General features: G+C 42.9%; 13 protein-coding genes. 7 read left to right on the forward strand and 6 right to left on the reverse strand.

Annotation, left to right across the window (positions count from 1 at the left end; genetic code table 11):
- The first annotated feature begins 27 nt into the window (after positions 1 to 27).
- Complete coding sequence (locus FTU95_RS04460) at positions 28 to 2,493, forward strand: DNA internalization-related competence protein ComEC/Rec2 (RefSeq protein WP_180077702.1); 2,466 nt, start codon at positions 28 to 30, stop codon at positions 2,491 to 2,493.
- On the opposite strand, the gene FTU95_RS04465 is transcribed toward FTU95_RS04460, so the two are convergent.
- Positions 2,482 to 3,456, reverse strand: coding sequence for a lysophospholipid acyltransferase family protein (locus FTU95_RS04465; RefSeq protein ID WP_180077704.1), 975 nt, complete (start codon positions 3,454 to 3,456; stop codon positions 2,482 to 2,484). The two genes, FTU95_RS04460 and FTU95_RS04465, sit on opposite strands and share 12 nt — an antisense overlap.
- Before the next feature lie 126 nt (positions 3,457 to 3,582).
- Between FTU95_RS04465 and sppA the strand changes: the two genes are divergently transcribed.
- Positions 3,583 to 4,605 carry a signal peptide peptidase SppA gene (sppA, locus tag FTU95_RS04470; protein WP_180077706.1) on the forward strand — a complete coding sequence of 341 codons (1,023 nt, stop codon included), beginning with the start codon at positions 3,583 to 3,585 and terminating at the stop codon, positions 4,603 to 4,605.
- Positions 4,602 to 5,405 (forward strand): alpha/beta fold hydrolase, encoded by an 804-nt coding sequence (locus FTU95_RS04475; protein WP_005170030.1) that lies wholly within the window; start codon positions 4,602 to 4,604, stop codon positions 5,403 to 5,405. The genes sppA and FTU95_RS04475 overlap by 4 nt, the downstream gene beginning before the upstream one ends.
- 61 nt (positions 5,406 to 5,466) lie before the next feature.
- Here FTU95_RS04475 and purN read toward each other — a convergent pair whose 3' ends face one another.
- Both purN and purM read right to left on the reverse strand, forming a co-directional pair.
- Complete coding sequence (gene purN, locus FTU95_RS04480) at positions 5,467 to 6,096, reverse strand: phosphoribosylglycinamide formyltransferase (protein WP_180077709.1); 630 nt, start codon at positions 6,094 to 6,096, stop codon at positions 5,467 to 5,469.
- A gap of 6 nt (positions 6,097 to 6,102) precedes the next feature.
- A complete protein-coding gene (gene purM / locus FTU95_RS04485; protein WP_100357838.1) occupies positions 6,103 to 7,173 on the reverse strand; it encodes a phosphoribosylformylglycinamidine cyclo-ligase in 1,071 nt (356 codons plus the stop codon).
- A 135-nt stretch (positions 7,174 to 7,308) separates the two neighbouring features.
- Between purM and cxpE the strand changes: the two genes are divergently transcribed.
- From cxpE to FTU95_RS04505, 4 genes are all read left to right on the forward strand, one after another.
- The gene (cxpE, locus tag FTU95_RS04490; RefSeq protein ID WP_074383363.1) at positions 7,309 to 8,529 is read left to right on the forward strand and encodes a chloramphenicol efflux transporter CxpE; all 1,221 of its coding nucleotides are present in this window, start codon (positions 7,309 to 7,311) and stop codon (positions 8,527 to 8,529) included.
- Between the two features lie 14 nt (positions 8,530 to 8,543).
- Positions 8,544 to 9,248, forward strand: a complete 705-nt coding sequence (gene hda, locus FTU95_RS04495; protein WP_005097624.1) for a DnaA regulatory inactivator Hda — start codon at positions 8,544 to 8,546, stop codon at positions 9,246 to 9,248.
- A 120-nt stretch (positions 9,249 to 9,368) separates the two neighbouring features.
- Positions 9,369 to 11,168, forward strand: a complete 1,800-nt coding sequence (gene rbtA, locus FTU95_RS04500; protein ID WP_180077711.1) for a rhombotarget A — start codon at positions 9,369 to 9,371, stop codon at positions 11,166 to 11,168.
- 9 nt (positions 11,169 to 11,177) lie between these two features.
- A complete protein-coding gene (locus FTU95_RS04505) occupies positions 11,178 to 13,589 on the forward strand; it encodes a CSLREA domain-containing protein (protein WP_180077713.1) in 2,412 nt (803 codons plus the stop codon).
- Positions 13,590 to 13,922: 333 nt separating this feature from the next.
- On the opposite strand, the gene FTU95_RS04510 is transcribed toward FTU95_RS04505, so the two are convergent.
- The 3 genes from FTU95_RS04510 to FTU95_RS04520 are packed head-to-tail and all read right to left on the reverse strand — an operon-like array spanning position 13,923 to position 15,254.
- A complete protein-coding gene (locus FTU95_RS04510; protein ID WP_005097618.1) occupies positions 13,923 to 14,336 on the reverse strand; it encodes a DUF3106 domain-containing protein in 414 nt (137 codons plus the stop codon).
- Positions 14,326 to 14,643 (reverse strand): hypothetical protein, encoded by a 318-nt coding sequence (locus FTU95_RS04515; RefSeq protein ID WP_005097616.1) that lies wholly within the window; start codon positions 14,641 to 14,643, stop codon positions 14,326 to 14,328. Before FTU95_RS04515 ends, FTU95_RS04510 begins: the two co-directional genes overlap by 11 nt.
- On the reverse strand, positions 14,640 to 15,254 hold the full coding sequence (locus FTU95_RS04520) for an RNA polymerase sigma factor (protein WP_005097615.1): 615 nt from the start codon (positions 15,252 to 15,254) through the stop codon (positions 14,640 to 14,642). The genes FTU95_RS04515 and FTU95_RS04520 overlap by 4 nt, the downstream gene beginning before the upstream one ends.
- Between the last annotated feature and the right edge of the window lie 91 nt (positions 15,255 to 15,345).

Here is a 15,345-nt window from a genome sequence, read left to right on the forward strand (position 1 = left end):
AATAATAACCATAAAGAATAAGATCCAATGTTGCAGTGGCTGTGTATCGGCTGGATTTTAGGTCTGGCCTGTATGGGGAAAAGTTTTCTGTCTGTTCAACTGAGCAGCACGGTCGTTCTAATCGCGGTATTACTGTGGTATCTGGGTTGCCGTAAATTAAAGCACATTTTCAACACACCATTCAGTAATTTGGTCATGACTGGTTCAAGCCTGTTGTTAGGATTATTTCTAGGCCATGGCTATGCCAATCTGCAACTGTCTGAACGCTTGTCGACGCGTGAACATGAAGTCTCCGAAAAACAGATCGTGGTGCATATCAAAGACCTGAATAAGCTTGGTGAGCAGAATATCCAGCAAGCTCTGCATGTGCTCAGTCCTGATGGCAGTACAGTTAAATGGATGGGCTTTTTGCCTGTCCAAGAACCCGTGACTCAATCCAGTTTGATAAATGCGCAGATAAAGCAGCACCTCCTTGAACTTGGACGATATTACTTAATTCAAGGCCAAATCCGACCTCATCATAGTTATGCCACCCCCGGATCTTTTGACGCTGAAAAGTGGGCATTACAGCAAAATATCATGGCCGGTTTCCGAATCAAGAGCATTCAGGAGTTACAACCGCAACAACTTTATGCGCTTGGTCATGGCAAATATTTACGCCAGCAGCAAAATTTAAGTCCGCGAATTTTACTTTGGGTAGAGCGGCAGCGACTGGCATTAAGAGAATTCGTAGCCAGGCAACCCGTACAGCATAAAGGTTTGTTATTGGCCTTATTAAGCGGTGATGAAAGCCTGTTAGATCCAGCGACAGAGCGACAATTCCAGCGTTTTGGTATGAGCCATTTATTAGCCATTTCCGGGCCGCACGTTCTGATCTTTGCCTTGATGGTCTGTGGTACTTTGCAATATCTGATTTCAAGATTTATGCCGCATATTTATCTGAAATGGCCAAGGCAGTATTTTTTGAGCCTGCCTTTTTTACTATGTGTCTTGCTGTACTGCGCCTTTGTGGGCTTTGAAATTCCAGCGCTACGCACTTTATTGATCTGCGTGATTGTGACCTTTACCTTGTTGCTCAGGCAAAATGTGCAAGCTTTAAAATTACTGATTCTGAGTGCTGCCTTATTATTGCTCTTTGATCCTTTCAGTATTTTGTCGGCTGCATTCTGGCTGTCTTATGGGGCCTGTTTTGTTTTGCTGCGAATCTATCAGACCATTCAGCAGCAACCGCGTCAGATAGAACAAACCTTATTACAACGGCTATATTTTGCGTTGAAAGTGCTGCTGGAATCACAATGGAAAATCTTTCTGGCACTATTTCCCTTGATGATGCTGTTTTTTAAGCAGATCGCCTGGATTACCCCATTCAGTAACCTGGTCGCGATTCCATGGATTGGGCTGCTAATAGTTCCAGTCGATATTCTGGCGGCTTTGTTGTTTTTTATTTCAGAGCCACTTTCCAGTGTGGTATTTCAATTGAATAATGTTTTCATTCACATGCTGCTGGCATTTCTGGATCTGCTTGATCGGCTGTTTGCTCCACAACTGATTCCGGTGGCGATGAATGTCTGGATGATTGCGCTGTGTATTCTGGCCTTAATGATTGTATTTTTACCGCGTGGCCTATTGCCCAAAAGCTGGACGGCACTTGCCTGTGTGCCGCTGTGTATTCCTCAGCTCAATCAGCATGCATTTCAGCTCTCTATTCTGGATGTGGGGCAGGGACAAGCAATTTTTCTTCGGGATGGAGCGCGTAGCATGATGATCGATATGGGTGGCTATTATGATGAAGAAAAATTCAGTATCGGTCGACAGGTGATTCTGCCATTTCTGTCTGTGCAAGGTGTGGGTAAGCTGGATCAACTGATTTTAACCCATCTGGATCAGGATCATAGTGGCGCTTATCACAGTATTAAACATCAATTGAAAATTAAAGAAGTATCGTCCAATCAGATTCCTGAAATAGCGCACTCCTCCCGTTTTCAGTTCTGTCATCAAGGTCAGCAGTGGCAATGGTCTGAAGATATTCAGTTTAAAATTCTGGCACCTCGGCAGCATCAGTTAAATACAGCTCATTTCAATAAAAATGACCGGTCTTGCGTGGTATATCTGCAAGTTAAAAATGCCGGGCCTTATCAAAATTTTTTACTCATGGGCGATGCGGGTTGGGAGACTGAGTATCAGCTGCTCCAAGATTATCCTGAGCTTAAAGTTGATGTGCTGGTGCTTGGACATCATGGCAGTCAGCACAGCTCAGCCTATCAGTTTTTAGAAGTTTTACAGCCTAAACTGGCAATTGTTTCGGCAGGGAAATTTAACCGTTATGGCCATCCGAGCCAATTGACTCAGCAGCGGCTCAAAGCCCTCAATATTCCGTTAATGACTACAGCCGAACAGGGCAGTTTGCACTTTCAGCAACAAGGTTCCAAACTGATACTTTCTGCCGAACGGCATCAATGGCAATGGTTATATCGACAGCCTTTAAATCACTGATTCTAGAGCGGGCGAAGCTTCATGTAATTCCTGAGTTCTTAACGCATTTACTTTGCCCAAAGCCTGTTCATGCTCCAGTGTATAAAGATTGCCCAAGCCCTGATGTGCATTAAAGCGTTTATAGCTCCAGTGATAATGTTCAGGGTGGCGACGGATTAAATTTTCAATACTATTGATAATGACTTGCGTGCCCTGATTGGCATTGCCACTATAAATTTTTTCGTCGATCGCTTCGATAAAGATATCAAAACCATCTTCAGTATTACGCAGGGCATATAAAAACAGAGCGCGGGCTTTGGTCTTTTGAATCAGCTTAGCACTTAAATTACTGGTGGCCAAAGGCACGCCAAAATACGGAATATATTCACCACCCACATTGGGCGTATGATCTGGCAAAATCACGGTGGTGCCGCCTTGTTTCAGAGCCTTAAAGATCTGACGGACACCGGATTCATCGGTCGGTACCAGATGTGCCTGTTCACGGCTACGGGCAGCCCGTACAAATTGATCCGCAGTCTGATTTTTTACAGGTTTGTACATAATGGTCATGGCGGTAAACTGGGCAACATAGGCATTCATAATTTCCCAGGTACCAAAATGCGGCACAATTAACACCAGACCTTTATTCTGTGCCAGTGCATCATGAAGGAGATCTTCGCCAATAACGCGATGCACACGTTTGATATTTTTTTGATTGCTTGAGCCCCAAATGGTAAAGAACTCGAAATATGACATTAATTCATTGCGAACCGCGGCACGGTTAATACGTTCACGTTCATTATCAGACAGTTCAGAGAGACTGATTTCTAGGTTCAGGCGAATGACTTCCGAGGTTTTCGTGACTTTGAAACTGTTTACAATAAAGGCCAGGATGCGAGCCATCCATCGAGAAACTGGAAGCGGTTGGCGGCTAATGTATTTGAGTAAACCGTAAGCTGAATTCCGTGAGTCCTGTTTCGTCATTGATTTCGTCTAAGTACAATAAAAAGAGAACAAAATTTATTATAGGCGAAAACGTTTTGTTTAGACAGAATTACCCGATTCAGTGTATATAATGGGTTCAATATAAATCAATTTATTGGATTATTTATGTCCGATTGGCCACCAAAACCTGAAAATCAAATACAAAATACACAACAGCCAGTTCAACCGACTGGTCCGGAGTGGAAATTGCTAGAAAAAGCGGTTTTAGCTTCGGTTGAAGAGCAGCGTCGTGCGCGCCGTTGGGGAATTTTCTTTAAATTCCTGACTTTTGCTTATCTGCTTGTGGTGATTTTGGCACTCGGCAAGAGCTGTAGTTCAGTTTCCTCAGATGCCAGCGCTGGCGCAGGTGCTCATATTGCCGTCGTCGATATTATTGGTACGATTGCTGCCGACAAGCAGAGTGTCAACAGTAGCAATACGATTAAATCGCTGAAAAAAGCTTTTGAAAATAAACAGAGTAAAGCCGTAGTGCTGAATGTCAACTCGCCGGGTGGTTCACCGGTACAGTCCGATGAAATCTGGCAAGAAATTCAGTATTTGAAAAAGCAGTATCCCGAGAAAAAACTCTATGCAGTGATCGGTGATACCGGTGCTTCAGGTGCTTATTATATCGCTTCTGCTGCGGATGAGATCATTGTCAATCCATCGAGTTTAGTCGGTTCGATTGGTGTGATCATGCCAAATTATGGCGTGAGTAATTTGCTGCAAAAGCTTGGTGTTGAAGATCGCACCATGACTTCAGGTGACAATAAAGCCTTGCTGTCGATGACTCAACCAGTCGATCCTGCACAAAAAGCCCATGTACAAGGTGTCTTGGATAATGTGCATAGTCACTTTATTAATGCGGTAAAACAGGGGCGTGGTAATAAACTGAAATCAACCGATCCTGCGATTTTCTCTGGTTTGTTCTGGACCGGTGATCAGGCGGTGAAATTAGGAATTGCAGATCGGATTGGAAGTTTAAATACCTTGAAGCGCGAACTGAAAACTGAAAAAGCCTTGAATTATACGATTGAATATAGTCCATTTGAGTCCGTATTGGGTCGCATGGGCTCATCGATTGGTGACGGAATTGCCACTTCAGTTGCGCAGAAACTTCAGTCAGAAAACAGTACGACATTGCAATGAAACCATTGATTCATTTCGCGCACGCCAATGGCGTGCCATCGAAAGTCTATCAAAAGCTGTTTGATGGACTGCAAGATGATTACGATATTATCTATGTGCCGCTCTTAGGGCCTGATAAACGTTATCCAGTGGATAACCATTGGAAAAGCCTGACTCAGCAAGTGATTGACAGTATTGTGCGTCAGTCAAAAGGTCGACCGGTGATTGGTTTGGGACATTCTCTAGGATCAGTATTAACTTTCCAGGCTACCTTGCAGCGTCCCGAACTGTTTTCGCAGATGATCATGCTGGACCCGCCGATGATTATGGGTAAAGAAGCCTTTGCCTTGCATCTTGCGAAAACTTTGCGCTTAAAAGCTTTGGACAGAATGTCTCCGGCAGGCCTGTCCAAGCGCCGTCGTGATCATTGGGATTCACGTGAACAGGCAGCAGCGTTGTTGCGTCCTAAAGGTTTTTATCAAGACTTTGATGCAGATTGCTTCCAGGCCTATATTGAGCATGCCTTGCAAGATGATCCGATTCGGGGCGGAGTAGAACTCACCATTCCTAAAAAGGATGAAGTGGCCGTGTTTAGAACCAATCCGTCGCTATGGTGGTTGCCTCAGGCGAAACCGAAAGTTCCGGTACATTTGGTCGTGGCTGAGCAAGGTCCATTTCTGGCCCGCAAGTTCCCGCAGCAGGTCGAAAAGAAATTTGGTATTCCTTTTACCGTGGTAGAGGGAGGACATATGTTTCCCTTGGAACAACCCGATCAGGTAGCGGACTTGGTAAAGCAATTGATTCAGCAACAATCTGTTTGAATCATTAAAAAGAGAATATAAAAAACGCATCCGAGGATGCGTTTTTTATATTTAAATGATGTTAAAACTTGCAGAATTGAACAGGTTCTTGCATTTTCTCGTTTCGATATAGCACACCGTCTTCAGTGTATTGAATGGTACCGCTACAAATCCATTCTACGACTTGAGGATAGATTACATGTTCAAGGCTATGCACACGCATTGCCAAACTGTCTACCGTATCGTGGTGAGAAACCTTGAGCACACCTTGAGCAAGCGCTTGGCCTGCGTCAAGTTCAGCCGTGACATAATGCACCGTGCAGCCGTGCAGAACATCACCGGTATTGAGTACACGCTGATGGGTATGCATGCCTTTGTAATAAGGCAATAGAGAAGGGTGAATGTTCAACATTTTACCTTCCCAGGCTTTTACAAATTTTTCACTTAAAATTCGCATAAAGCCGGCAAGTACCACCAGATCCGCATCCCAGTCCAGCAGTTGCTGATGCATCACATCATCAAACGCTTCTCGGTTTGGATATTGCCTGTGTTCAATAACTGCAGTGTGAATTCCTGCTTGTTGCGCACGCGTTAAAGCAAAGGCTTCAGGTTTATTGGAAATCACGCCGACAATTTGCCCTGAAAGATTGGCATCAATCAAGGCTTGTAGATTTGATCCGCTACCTGAAACAAGTACAGCAATTTTAATCATGCGGAATTATGCGAAGATCACACGAATTTTTTCGTCTGCACCTGCAACCGATTCAGCATTGTCTTGAATCTGCCCCATTGTCCATGCTTTCTCACCAAGACCGTTGAGTAATTCAACAGTTTTGTCAGCTTCATTTGCATCAACCACAAGCACCATGCCGACGCCACAGTTAAAGGTACGATACATTTCAAACTGCTCTACACCGCCTTCACGTTGTAGAAGTTTGAATAGCTCAGGCCATTCCCAAGAAGATTCATTCACAAGCGCTTGAGCACCATTTGGAAGGACGCGAGGTAAGTTACCTGGCAAACCGCCACCGGTGATGTGTGCCATTGCGTGTACATCGACATGTTTAAGCAATTCAAGAATCGATTTGACATAAATACGGGTTGGTTCCATTGCAACATCTGCAAGTGGGCGACCATCAACGATTTGAGTTAAATCAACATTTTTCACGTCTAGAATTTTACGAAGCAGTGAGTAACCGTTTGAGTGTGCACCTGAAGAAGCAACACCAATTAAAACGTCACCGGCTTTGACTTTAGAGCCATCAATAATTTTGCTTTGCTCAACGACACCGACACAGAAACCTGCAAGATCGTAATCTTCGCCTTCATACATGCCTGGCATTTCAGCAGTTTCACCGCCGACCAGTGCACAGCCAGCAAGCTCACAACCAGTACCGATACCAGTGACAACATTTGCAGCAACATCCACATTCAAATGGCCAGTTGCATAATAGTCGAGGAAGAACAGTGGTTCAGCACCACACACGAGAAGGTCGTTAACACACATTGCCACCAGGTCTTGACCAATTGTGTCATGACGGTTCAAATTCAATGCTAAACGTAATTTTGTACCCACACCATCTGTGCCAGATACGAGAACAGGTTCTTCATAACCTTTAGGAATTTTACAAAGTGCACCAAAGCCACCTAGACCGCCCATAACTTCGGGACGTGAGGTACGCTTAGCGACAGATTTGATACGATCGACTAACGCGTCGCCCGCTTCAATGTCGACACCTGCATCTTTGTAGCTTAAACCAGTATTTGGGGTAGAAGTTGAGTTGCTCATAATGAAGTCTCCGCATTCGCGGTGGCGATTATAACCTGAATATATAAAACTCTTATGGTATTTCTGATCTAAAATGCTATCTTTATTGAAATATTTTAATTTTTAGAATGATTAATAGAGAAAAGGCGAAACTTTATGGTAGATCGCACATTGCGTCGCGTGTTTATCCTAGCTGGGATAGCTTTATTGTTATGGACTTTATACTTATTAAAACCCGTTGTAATTCCATTTGTTGCAGCACTTTTAGTGGCTTATCTATTTAGCCCGCTGGTGGATAAATTGCATGATGTGGGTCTGCCGCGTTGGCTTTCTATTAGTATCGTTTTTATCGGAATCGGAATTGTACTGACCTTGGCCATCTGGTATTTAGTGCCACTGATCTGGCAACAGTTGATGTATGCACGTGACAATATACCCGCGATCATTGGATGGATTAATTCGACCTTTTTACCATGGTTGTCCAATACCTTTAATGTCGTTGAAATGGAAATTGATACCAATCAGATTTCTGATGTGGTCATGAATTATGTACAAACCAATTATAGCGCAGACAGTATTCAGGCATTCTTGTTACGCCTTGCTCAATCCGGAATTAATTTTCTCCAGATTGGCGGTACGATTGTCTTAATTCCCATCATTGCCTTCTATTTCCTGCTGGATTGGGATCGTATGCTGGGGAGTTTGCGCCGCCTGATTCCACGTCCTTATGAAAAAAGTACACTAAAAATTGTGGGCGAATGTCATAGCGTGCTGGGTGCTTTTGTTAAAGGGCAGTTTCTGGTCATGATCTTGCTGGGAATTGTCTATGCGGTGGGCTTGCAACTGATTGGTCTTGAGGTTGGATTGATTATTGGTATGGTGGCAGGTCTGGCCAGTATTATTCCTTATCTGGGCTTTGCAGTCGGTATTATTGCAGCGGTGATTGCGACCTTATTGCAATTTGGGATTGACTGGTGGCAACTGGTATTGGTCGGCATTGTGTTTATGGTCGGACAGGCAGTTGAAGGTTATATTCTGCAACCATTCTTGCTGGGCGATAAAATTGGTCTTTCTCCTGTTGCCGTAGTATTTGCCGTATTGGCAGGTGCACAGCTGGCAGGCTTCCTGGGAATGCTGATTGCATTACCGGTGGCAGCCGTGATTGTGGTACTACTGCGGCATGTACGCGAGTACTATGAACACACAACATTTTATGGAGATCGGGCCATTGTGATGCAAGATGCCTCTACCGGTTCAATCAATATCGAAACAGCAGACTTAGATGTTGATATTGAAATGAAAAAGCCAGAGAAAAAACCGCTGCAAGCAGAGGAGAACTCAAGTAAAATTCATGACCCCCATGGTAAAGACTCATAAGGCCAAAAAATCATATGCGTCAATTGCAGTTAGATATAGAACCTCAGCTTGATGCCCGAATCAGTGATTTTTCAGGGCCAGGTTGGGGGCATGTGATTGATGCAGTGCGTCAATTGCATGCAGGCTTAATCAGCCGTTTTTATGTCTATGGTGGGGCGGGAACAGGCAAAAGTCATTTATTGTCAGCCATCTGTGACTCTTATCTTGAAGTAGGGAAATCTGCGATTCAGGTATCTTTACTTGAGCTTCTAGATGCCCCGACCGAGGCAATTACCTCGCTGGATCGTTTTGATCTGGTCGCACTCGATGATATTGAAGCGATTAGTGGTGTGCCGCATTGGCAGCGCGCAGTCTTTCATCTGATTAATTATAATAATGAAGGCGGCGGACAGCTGGTATTTTCTTCACGCTTTGCGCCGATTGAACTTAAGCTTGAGCTGCCAGATCTACAGTCACGCTTAACACAAGCGGTGAGTACCCGTGTGCCGAGTGGTAGCCTTTATGCTGATCGTTATGCGCTGGTTTCATCCGTACTGGATCGTCGGGGGATTCATTTAGATCCTCAAATTTTTGACTATTTACTGAGTCATGGGCCACATCAAACTTCGGTACTTCTTCAGAGATTAGAGCAAATTATTCAACTGCTTAAGGGAGAAAAACTGAAGGTCAGCAATGCCAATCTGCGACAGATTTATGCCTTGATTGACGAATATCGGTAAATCATAAAAATTCTTGAGTAATTGCTCAGTCTATGCCACAGTAAGGCAAAATAATTCACAGTTGCAAGGATTCTGCAACTTTAGAAGAAAAAGAAAGAAATAAAAATTAAGGAGAAGGTTATGCTCAAGAAGAGCATAGGCATGGCTTTGCTGTGTATGGCAGGGCAGGCGTATAGTGCAGATATTATTGTAACCACGACAGAAGATATTGAAAAAGATGACAAGGAATGTTCACTTCGAGAAGCCGTTGGATATATTAACCGGGGCTTAGCCAAAGAAGGTTTTATGGGATGTGGTGGAGAAAACTCATCCAGTACCATTATTTTAAAAGAAAAAAATACTTATGTGCTCAATAAGCATATAGCAATCAAAAAATCTCTAAGCATTCGGTCTGTAGCTGATAGCGATGAAGAATTCAGTACAACTGAAAAAACACTGGGTCTGCATAATGCCCATATTCAAATGCAAGGAACTGACAATCTATTTCGCCTTAACAGCACAGATACACTGGTTCAGCTTAACTTAAAAGAACTAGACCTCGAAGGCTGTGGCAAAGTCAGTTGTGCTGAACAAGGTGGTCTGATTCATAATAAAGGCCAAGTGGTGGTTGAATATAGCCGTTTATTTAATGGTGCAGCCAATTTGGGTGGGGCAATTTATAATACGGGTCAATTTGGTCAGAACTTTCTCAGTCGTGTTGAAATTAAAAATAGCCTGATTGAAAATAACAAAGCACAACGAGGTGGCATTTTATATAGCGAGTTGCCCGCTTTCCTTATCAGGCAAAGTGTCCTTAAAAATAACCAGACCTTAAATAACTCGGCGGCCAATATTTATAGCGCCGGGCAGTTTGCTGACACAGAGAATCTTCAAAATATTAGTGCCGAAGTATTAAGTAGTACCCTATTAAAAAATAAGGGGACACTCATTAATGTCATGGACGGGATGGGATTAAATAACCTAACGATCGTTGATAATGCTGATACTGCTTTACGTACGAATGCCCCGGCTGGCAGGGCTTATGTGGCAAATAGTATTATTTTAAGAAATGGTGCACAGGACTGCCAAATTGAAACCGGCGATAAAACCCTGATTCAAAACAATCTGCTGACTGTGTCCTGCGGTACAGGGGATGCTGTTGCTCCAAATGAGCTCTGGAATGGTACACAAATCTTAGCCGAAGCTTCAAATAAGAGTGAAGGTGTTTGTCAAACCTTGAGTGAAAATAGCACAGCCATACTTTGTCCATACAGCGTTGCTAAAGGGCAATTTCTTGGTTATATGCGTCCACGTATTTTATTAAGTCATAATCAGGTCAGCGACTCATCTATTGTAAATAGAGGTACAGCGCTTAATCTTGCAGCCCCGACAGTGGCATGTGAAGCTGCTGACCAGCGTGGTATCAACCGTTTAATAGATAATCTGTTCTGTGACCGTGGTGCGATTGAAATCACTGTGCCAACCTCAGGGAGTCTGGTTGGACAAGACCTGTTAAAAGGTGAAATTGCCAAATTTTCAATTGAATCCTTTTTGGGTGATAGTGATTTAATTCCAAAAGAACAATGCAATGTCATAGTTGGTCAACAGCCGACAGGTGAGCCTTGGCAAGATGGATGTTTGAAAGTTGTGCAAACTAAAACAGAGTCCAAAGGTAAAACACGTATCGATATTCATGGCAATGTGGTGTATACCCCAGATTCGACTTGGCATGGGGCAGATATCTTCGAGCTGCAAGTGGTAACCACATCCACGCGATTTAATAAAAGTAAACCTTATCTGACCATTACCACTCAAATCGTGCAGGAGCCAAAAAATGAAATGGAAGACAAATCAGTCAAAACTTCAGGTGGTGCATGGGGCTTTGGTGGGCTACTGATTTTAATTGGGTTAATGGGTTTGCGCCGTGAATTAAAAGATTAAGGAAAAATCATGAAAAATTATAAAAAAGGACTGCTTGCGGCCATGATTTTATCTGCCATGAGTTTGATGGCAGCCGAAGATAAAACCATCTATGTCACCACTTTGGTGGATGAAGACGGAGAGAACAGTAATGCCTGCTCTTTGCGAGAAGCGATTAAAACTGCAAAACTAGATAAATCCTATGGCGGATGTAACGTCGGCCGTACGCTTCGGCTGGATGGTTCAGCCCCAGACGTGATTCAGCTTGAAGCGGGTGAATACAAATTAGACAGCGAACTTGTCATTGAGTCCGCGCTCAAAATTTATGGAAAAACGCCCTTTAGTTATACCAGTCGTAGTCCGATTACGAATTTATACCCAACCCGTGATGCTTTAAAAACCACGATTTCAGGTCAGGGAAAAACCCGTCTCTTTAACAGTATGGCCAGTCAATCCAGTCTGGAAGTCTATCATCTCATCTTAAAAGATGGTTATGCGGCAAAAAATACACAGGATAAGGGCAATGGCGGTACCTTTTATGTCGCGGGCCCCTTAAGCATTAATAGCAGTGAAATCGTAAATTCTCGGGCAGATGCAGAAGGGGGGGCTATTTATACGGTGGCGATGAATACCGAAAGGAGTGTGATCATCCAGGATTCGCTGCTTCACCAAAATAAGGCAAGTTCATATGGTAGTGTGTTGGCTATGGATTGCCAGGGGAATTTAGGGACGACTCAAACCAATGTAAAAGTTAGTTCTAGTAGTATTGTTAAAAATGGGTCAGAAAATACGGCCAGCATTCTTGATTTTTGTGGTTATGCAACCGTAGAGTTGAATAATTCTACCATTGCCAAAAATACTGCGAGTCAGACAGGGCATATTTTGCGTATGACCAATCAAGCCAATCGCCCTCTCAGTGCCTTTTCCAGTTTAACTGCCTTAAGTAATACTATTGTTGAGAATGCAGCTCAATCTACTTTATTTTATGACAAAACAGGTTCTAAATATTTCTATTTTAATGTTTTAGCATTTAATCAGGGCTTATCTTGTGAATATGCCTTAAATCAGGGGAATCCGACTAAGGAGCAAAGCGTCGTATTTACTACTGTTAAAAATGCCATACAAACCACTGGACTATCACGTTGTGTATTGCCAGAGTTAGATGCGGATGAAACTTCAAACAATCTTGACGTTTCTAACAGCACGATAAACAACTTATTAACAGCTTATATTGAGCCTGCAATTGATAAACGTTTTCTAGGCATGTATTACCCACGTGATAATGGAACAGCTACAGATTTGGTAGATGTGGGGGTAAGTGGCTGTGCTGAACAGGATCAACGTGGCATTGATCGGGTGGCGGGATCTACTCTTACCTTAAATCCAGATGCAAAAAATAGCTGTGAAATCGGTTCAATCGAAATCCGACGTCTGACCGCAGCAGATATCACAGATCTGAAAAATAGCAGCTTGGTCGATTTGAATAATTTTTATCAGGACAATATAACTGACATCAAAAGCATTATTGCAAATAAGAATACGGCAGCAGAGGAAATACCTGGGTTAAAGCAAGAGTTAAAAGAATACGAAGATTTACTTAAATATACCAAGCAATATCAGCAATACCGTGCAATTTATGTCAATCCCTTTGTGCTGGCCATGCCTCAGGAAACCTTGATGGGTAATACGGTTCAAACCAAAGTCTTGAATGCACAAAATTATGATATTAGTGTTAAGTCTTTAGGAGTAGGTGAGTTAATTGGTACGGGTAGTTCGACCAGTGTGAAGGGTGATCCGAATGACCCCAATCTTAAGTGTGAATGGAAGCCTGATCTCAACCGGATCATGATGTATCGTACCGATGGGAAAATGACCAAGGCAACAGATATGGAATTCTGTAGCTATACTCTCAAAGATAAGGCCACGGGGATCAGCAGTGCTGGAATTTTAAAAGCAGCTTTTAACAATATTGCACCGATTGCCAAGAGTGATGAATATTGGATTAGCCCAGAGAATAATCTGACAGTGACTGTGAATCCACTTGAAAATGATAGTGATGATGGTGATGGGCCTCTACCTTCAGGAAAGTCGGCTTTTTATCAGGATAAAGAGGGAAAAGAGATTCCAATTCGTATTGTGAAGATTCCTGCCGGAGTTTCTCTTAATGCAGAGCGACAAGGCCCTTGTCCTGATACTTATCAGCGCGAGACCTGCTATGGTGGAAAGCTGACATTTAGTGTGAGAAATAACTTAAGTCAGGCAGATTACAGCATGCAGTATACGATTTTTGATGCAGATGAAAAAATGTCTGAAACAGCAACGATCCTGCTACGAAATACGGTAAAAAATGCCAATACGTCATCAAGTGGTGGTGGTTCATTCGGAATTTGGGGACTATTCGGATTATTTGGGCTGGTCGTTTATCGCCGTCTAAGAAAATAAAACCTAATTGGAAAATTCAAAAGCCTCCATTTGGAAGAATGCTGATCAGTTAAGGAGTTTAGAAATAGACGCTTTAACTTTTTAGTGGTTCACGATGGAGTCTTAAGGTTTTAAATCAAATATTTGTCCTATCATTTGTGACTTTGGTTTTGCCCAAATGAGAAGCGGAGTTTCACAAGGAAGGTATCTTGCGGAGCAATACACCTCATGCATCCAACAGTTGCGGATGACTTTTCTACCTGGCAAATATGATCATGAATTTAAAAAAGAAAATGCCAGTCAATTGCTTAACTGACTGGCATTATCCATTTAGAGGCTTTTTATATGGGTCGCTTAATGCGAGCTAGAGGGTGGTTGAGTCGTTTGCTGGTATTTGAGAATGTACTCTTCCCGAATGGCAAGTCGTTCTTCAGGTTTGGCATTTTGCATGCGTAAGCCAAGTTCTCGACGTTCCTGACTGCTCATCATTTGCCAAGTCTCACGCATTCTTTGTTTTTCAACCTCAGGAAGCTGGGTAAACCAGTCCATACGCTGCTGTAAGCTGACGCTCTGCTGTTCTGGAATTTCCTTGAGGGACTGATAGCGTTTAATAAGTGCCAACTGTTCGGAATCAGAAAGACTATCCCAGGTATCGGAAACCTGAGTATTTGCATCTTTAGAAAAGATCCAAAAACGTTCAAATCCTGCAAAACTGGTTTGCAGAAAACTGAATGCACAAAAAGCAATTGCCAATCTTTTAGCTGCCATGTGGAACTTTGTCCTCACCTAGAACCATTAGCATTTCTAAATCTTCAAGCATTTGTGGGGACAGTTTCGGTACTGACACCATTTGGGTTTGCGGCTCATTGTGGCTAGAAATATTGGGTAATACTACAACACCTGCAATTGCTGCTGCCAAGGCAAAACCTGACATTTTTAAAAATGCAAAACGTGAATGTTTAGAATCCTGAATTTCTTCAAGAACATGGTGCATGACAACAGGTTTGTGTTTATGTTGTTGTGCCAGTCCATCGAGTTTGGAAGTTACTTGTTTTAAGAAATCATCTTGATTCATTCGGATGACCCTCCCAGATATGGATTTAAATGTGCCAAAGAGGTACGTAAGCCTTGAATAGCACGGTGATAATGAGTTTTTACACTGCCTTCTGAGCAGTCCATAATTTGTGCGGTGGTATGCGTATCAAATCCTTCCCAAGCTCTCAGCATAAATGCCTGCTGCTGACGTACAGGTAGTTTGGCAATGGCTTCCTGGATTTCTTCAGCTGTCACTGCCTGATCCAGAAAGTCCAAAGGCGTCGGTGTAGCTTCGTCCACGATATCCTCAAGTTCAATTTCGTCATCATCCAGACTGACTTTCTTAAAAAATGAAAACATCTGACCACGCCGTGCTTCTTTACGACGCCAATCCTGTAATTTGTTGTTCAGAATTGTATAAAATAGGGGATACCATTCTTCAGTACTTTTTTCCGCATAGGATTTATGTAAGGAAATGAAAGCTTCCTGAACCAGATCCATGGCAATACCATGATGACCTTGAGTTGCACTTTCCATCATCACCAAGGCGCGTCCAGTCACATCTTGCATAAAATTCTTCAGACGTGCTTCAGCCGTACTCTTCAGAATACTTACATCGTGTGATTGCAACTGTTTTGGTGCTAAATCCATAGAGATGGAAAATCCTGTCATTGGACACCCACCATGATTCCCAAGTTCATAATCATATAACGTTGGGAATCATGGTTTGGTTGACAATTAA

It is taken from the genome of Acinetobacter sp. YH12208 (assembly GCF_013418055.1).
GTDB classification, from domain to species: domain Bacteria; phylum Pseudomonadota; class Gammaproteobacteria; order Pseudomonadales; family Moraxellaceae; genus Acinetobacter; species Acinetobacter pseudolwoffii.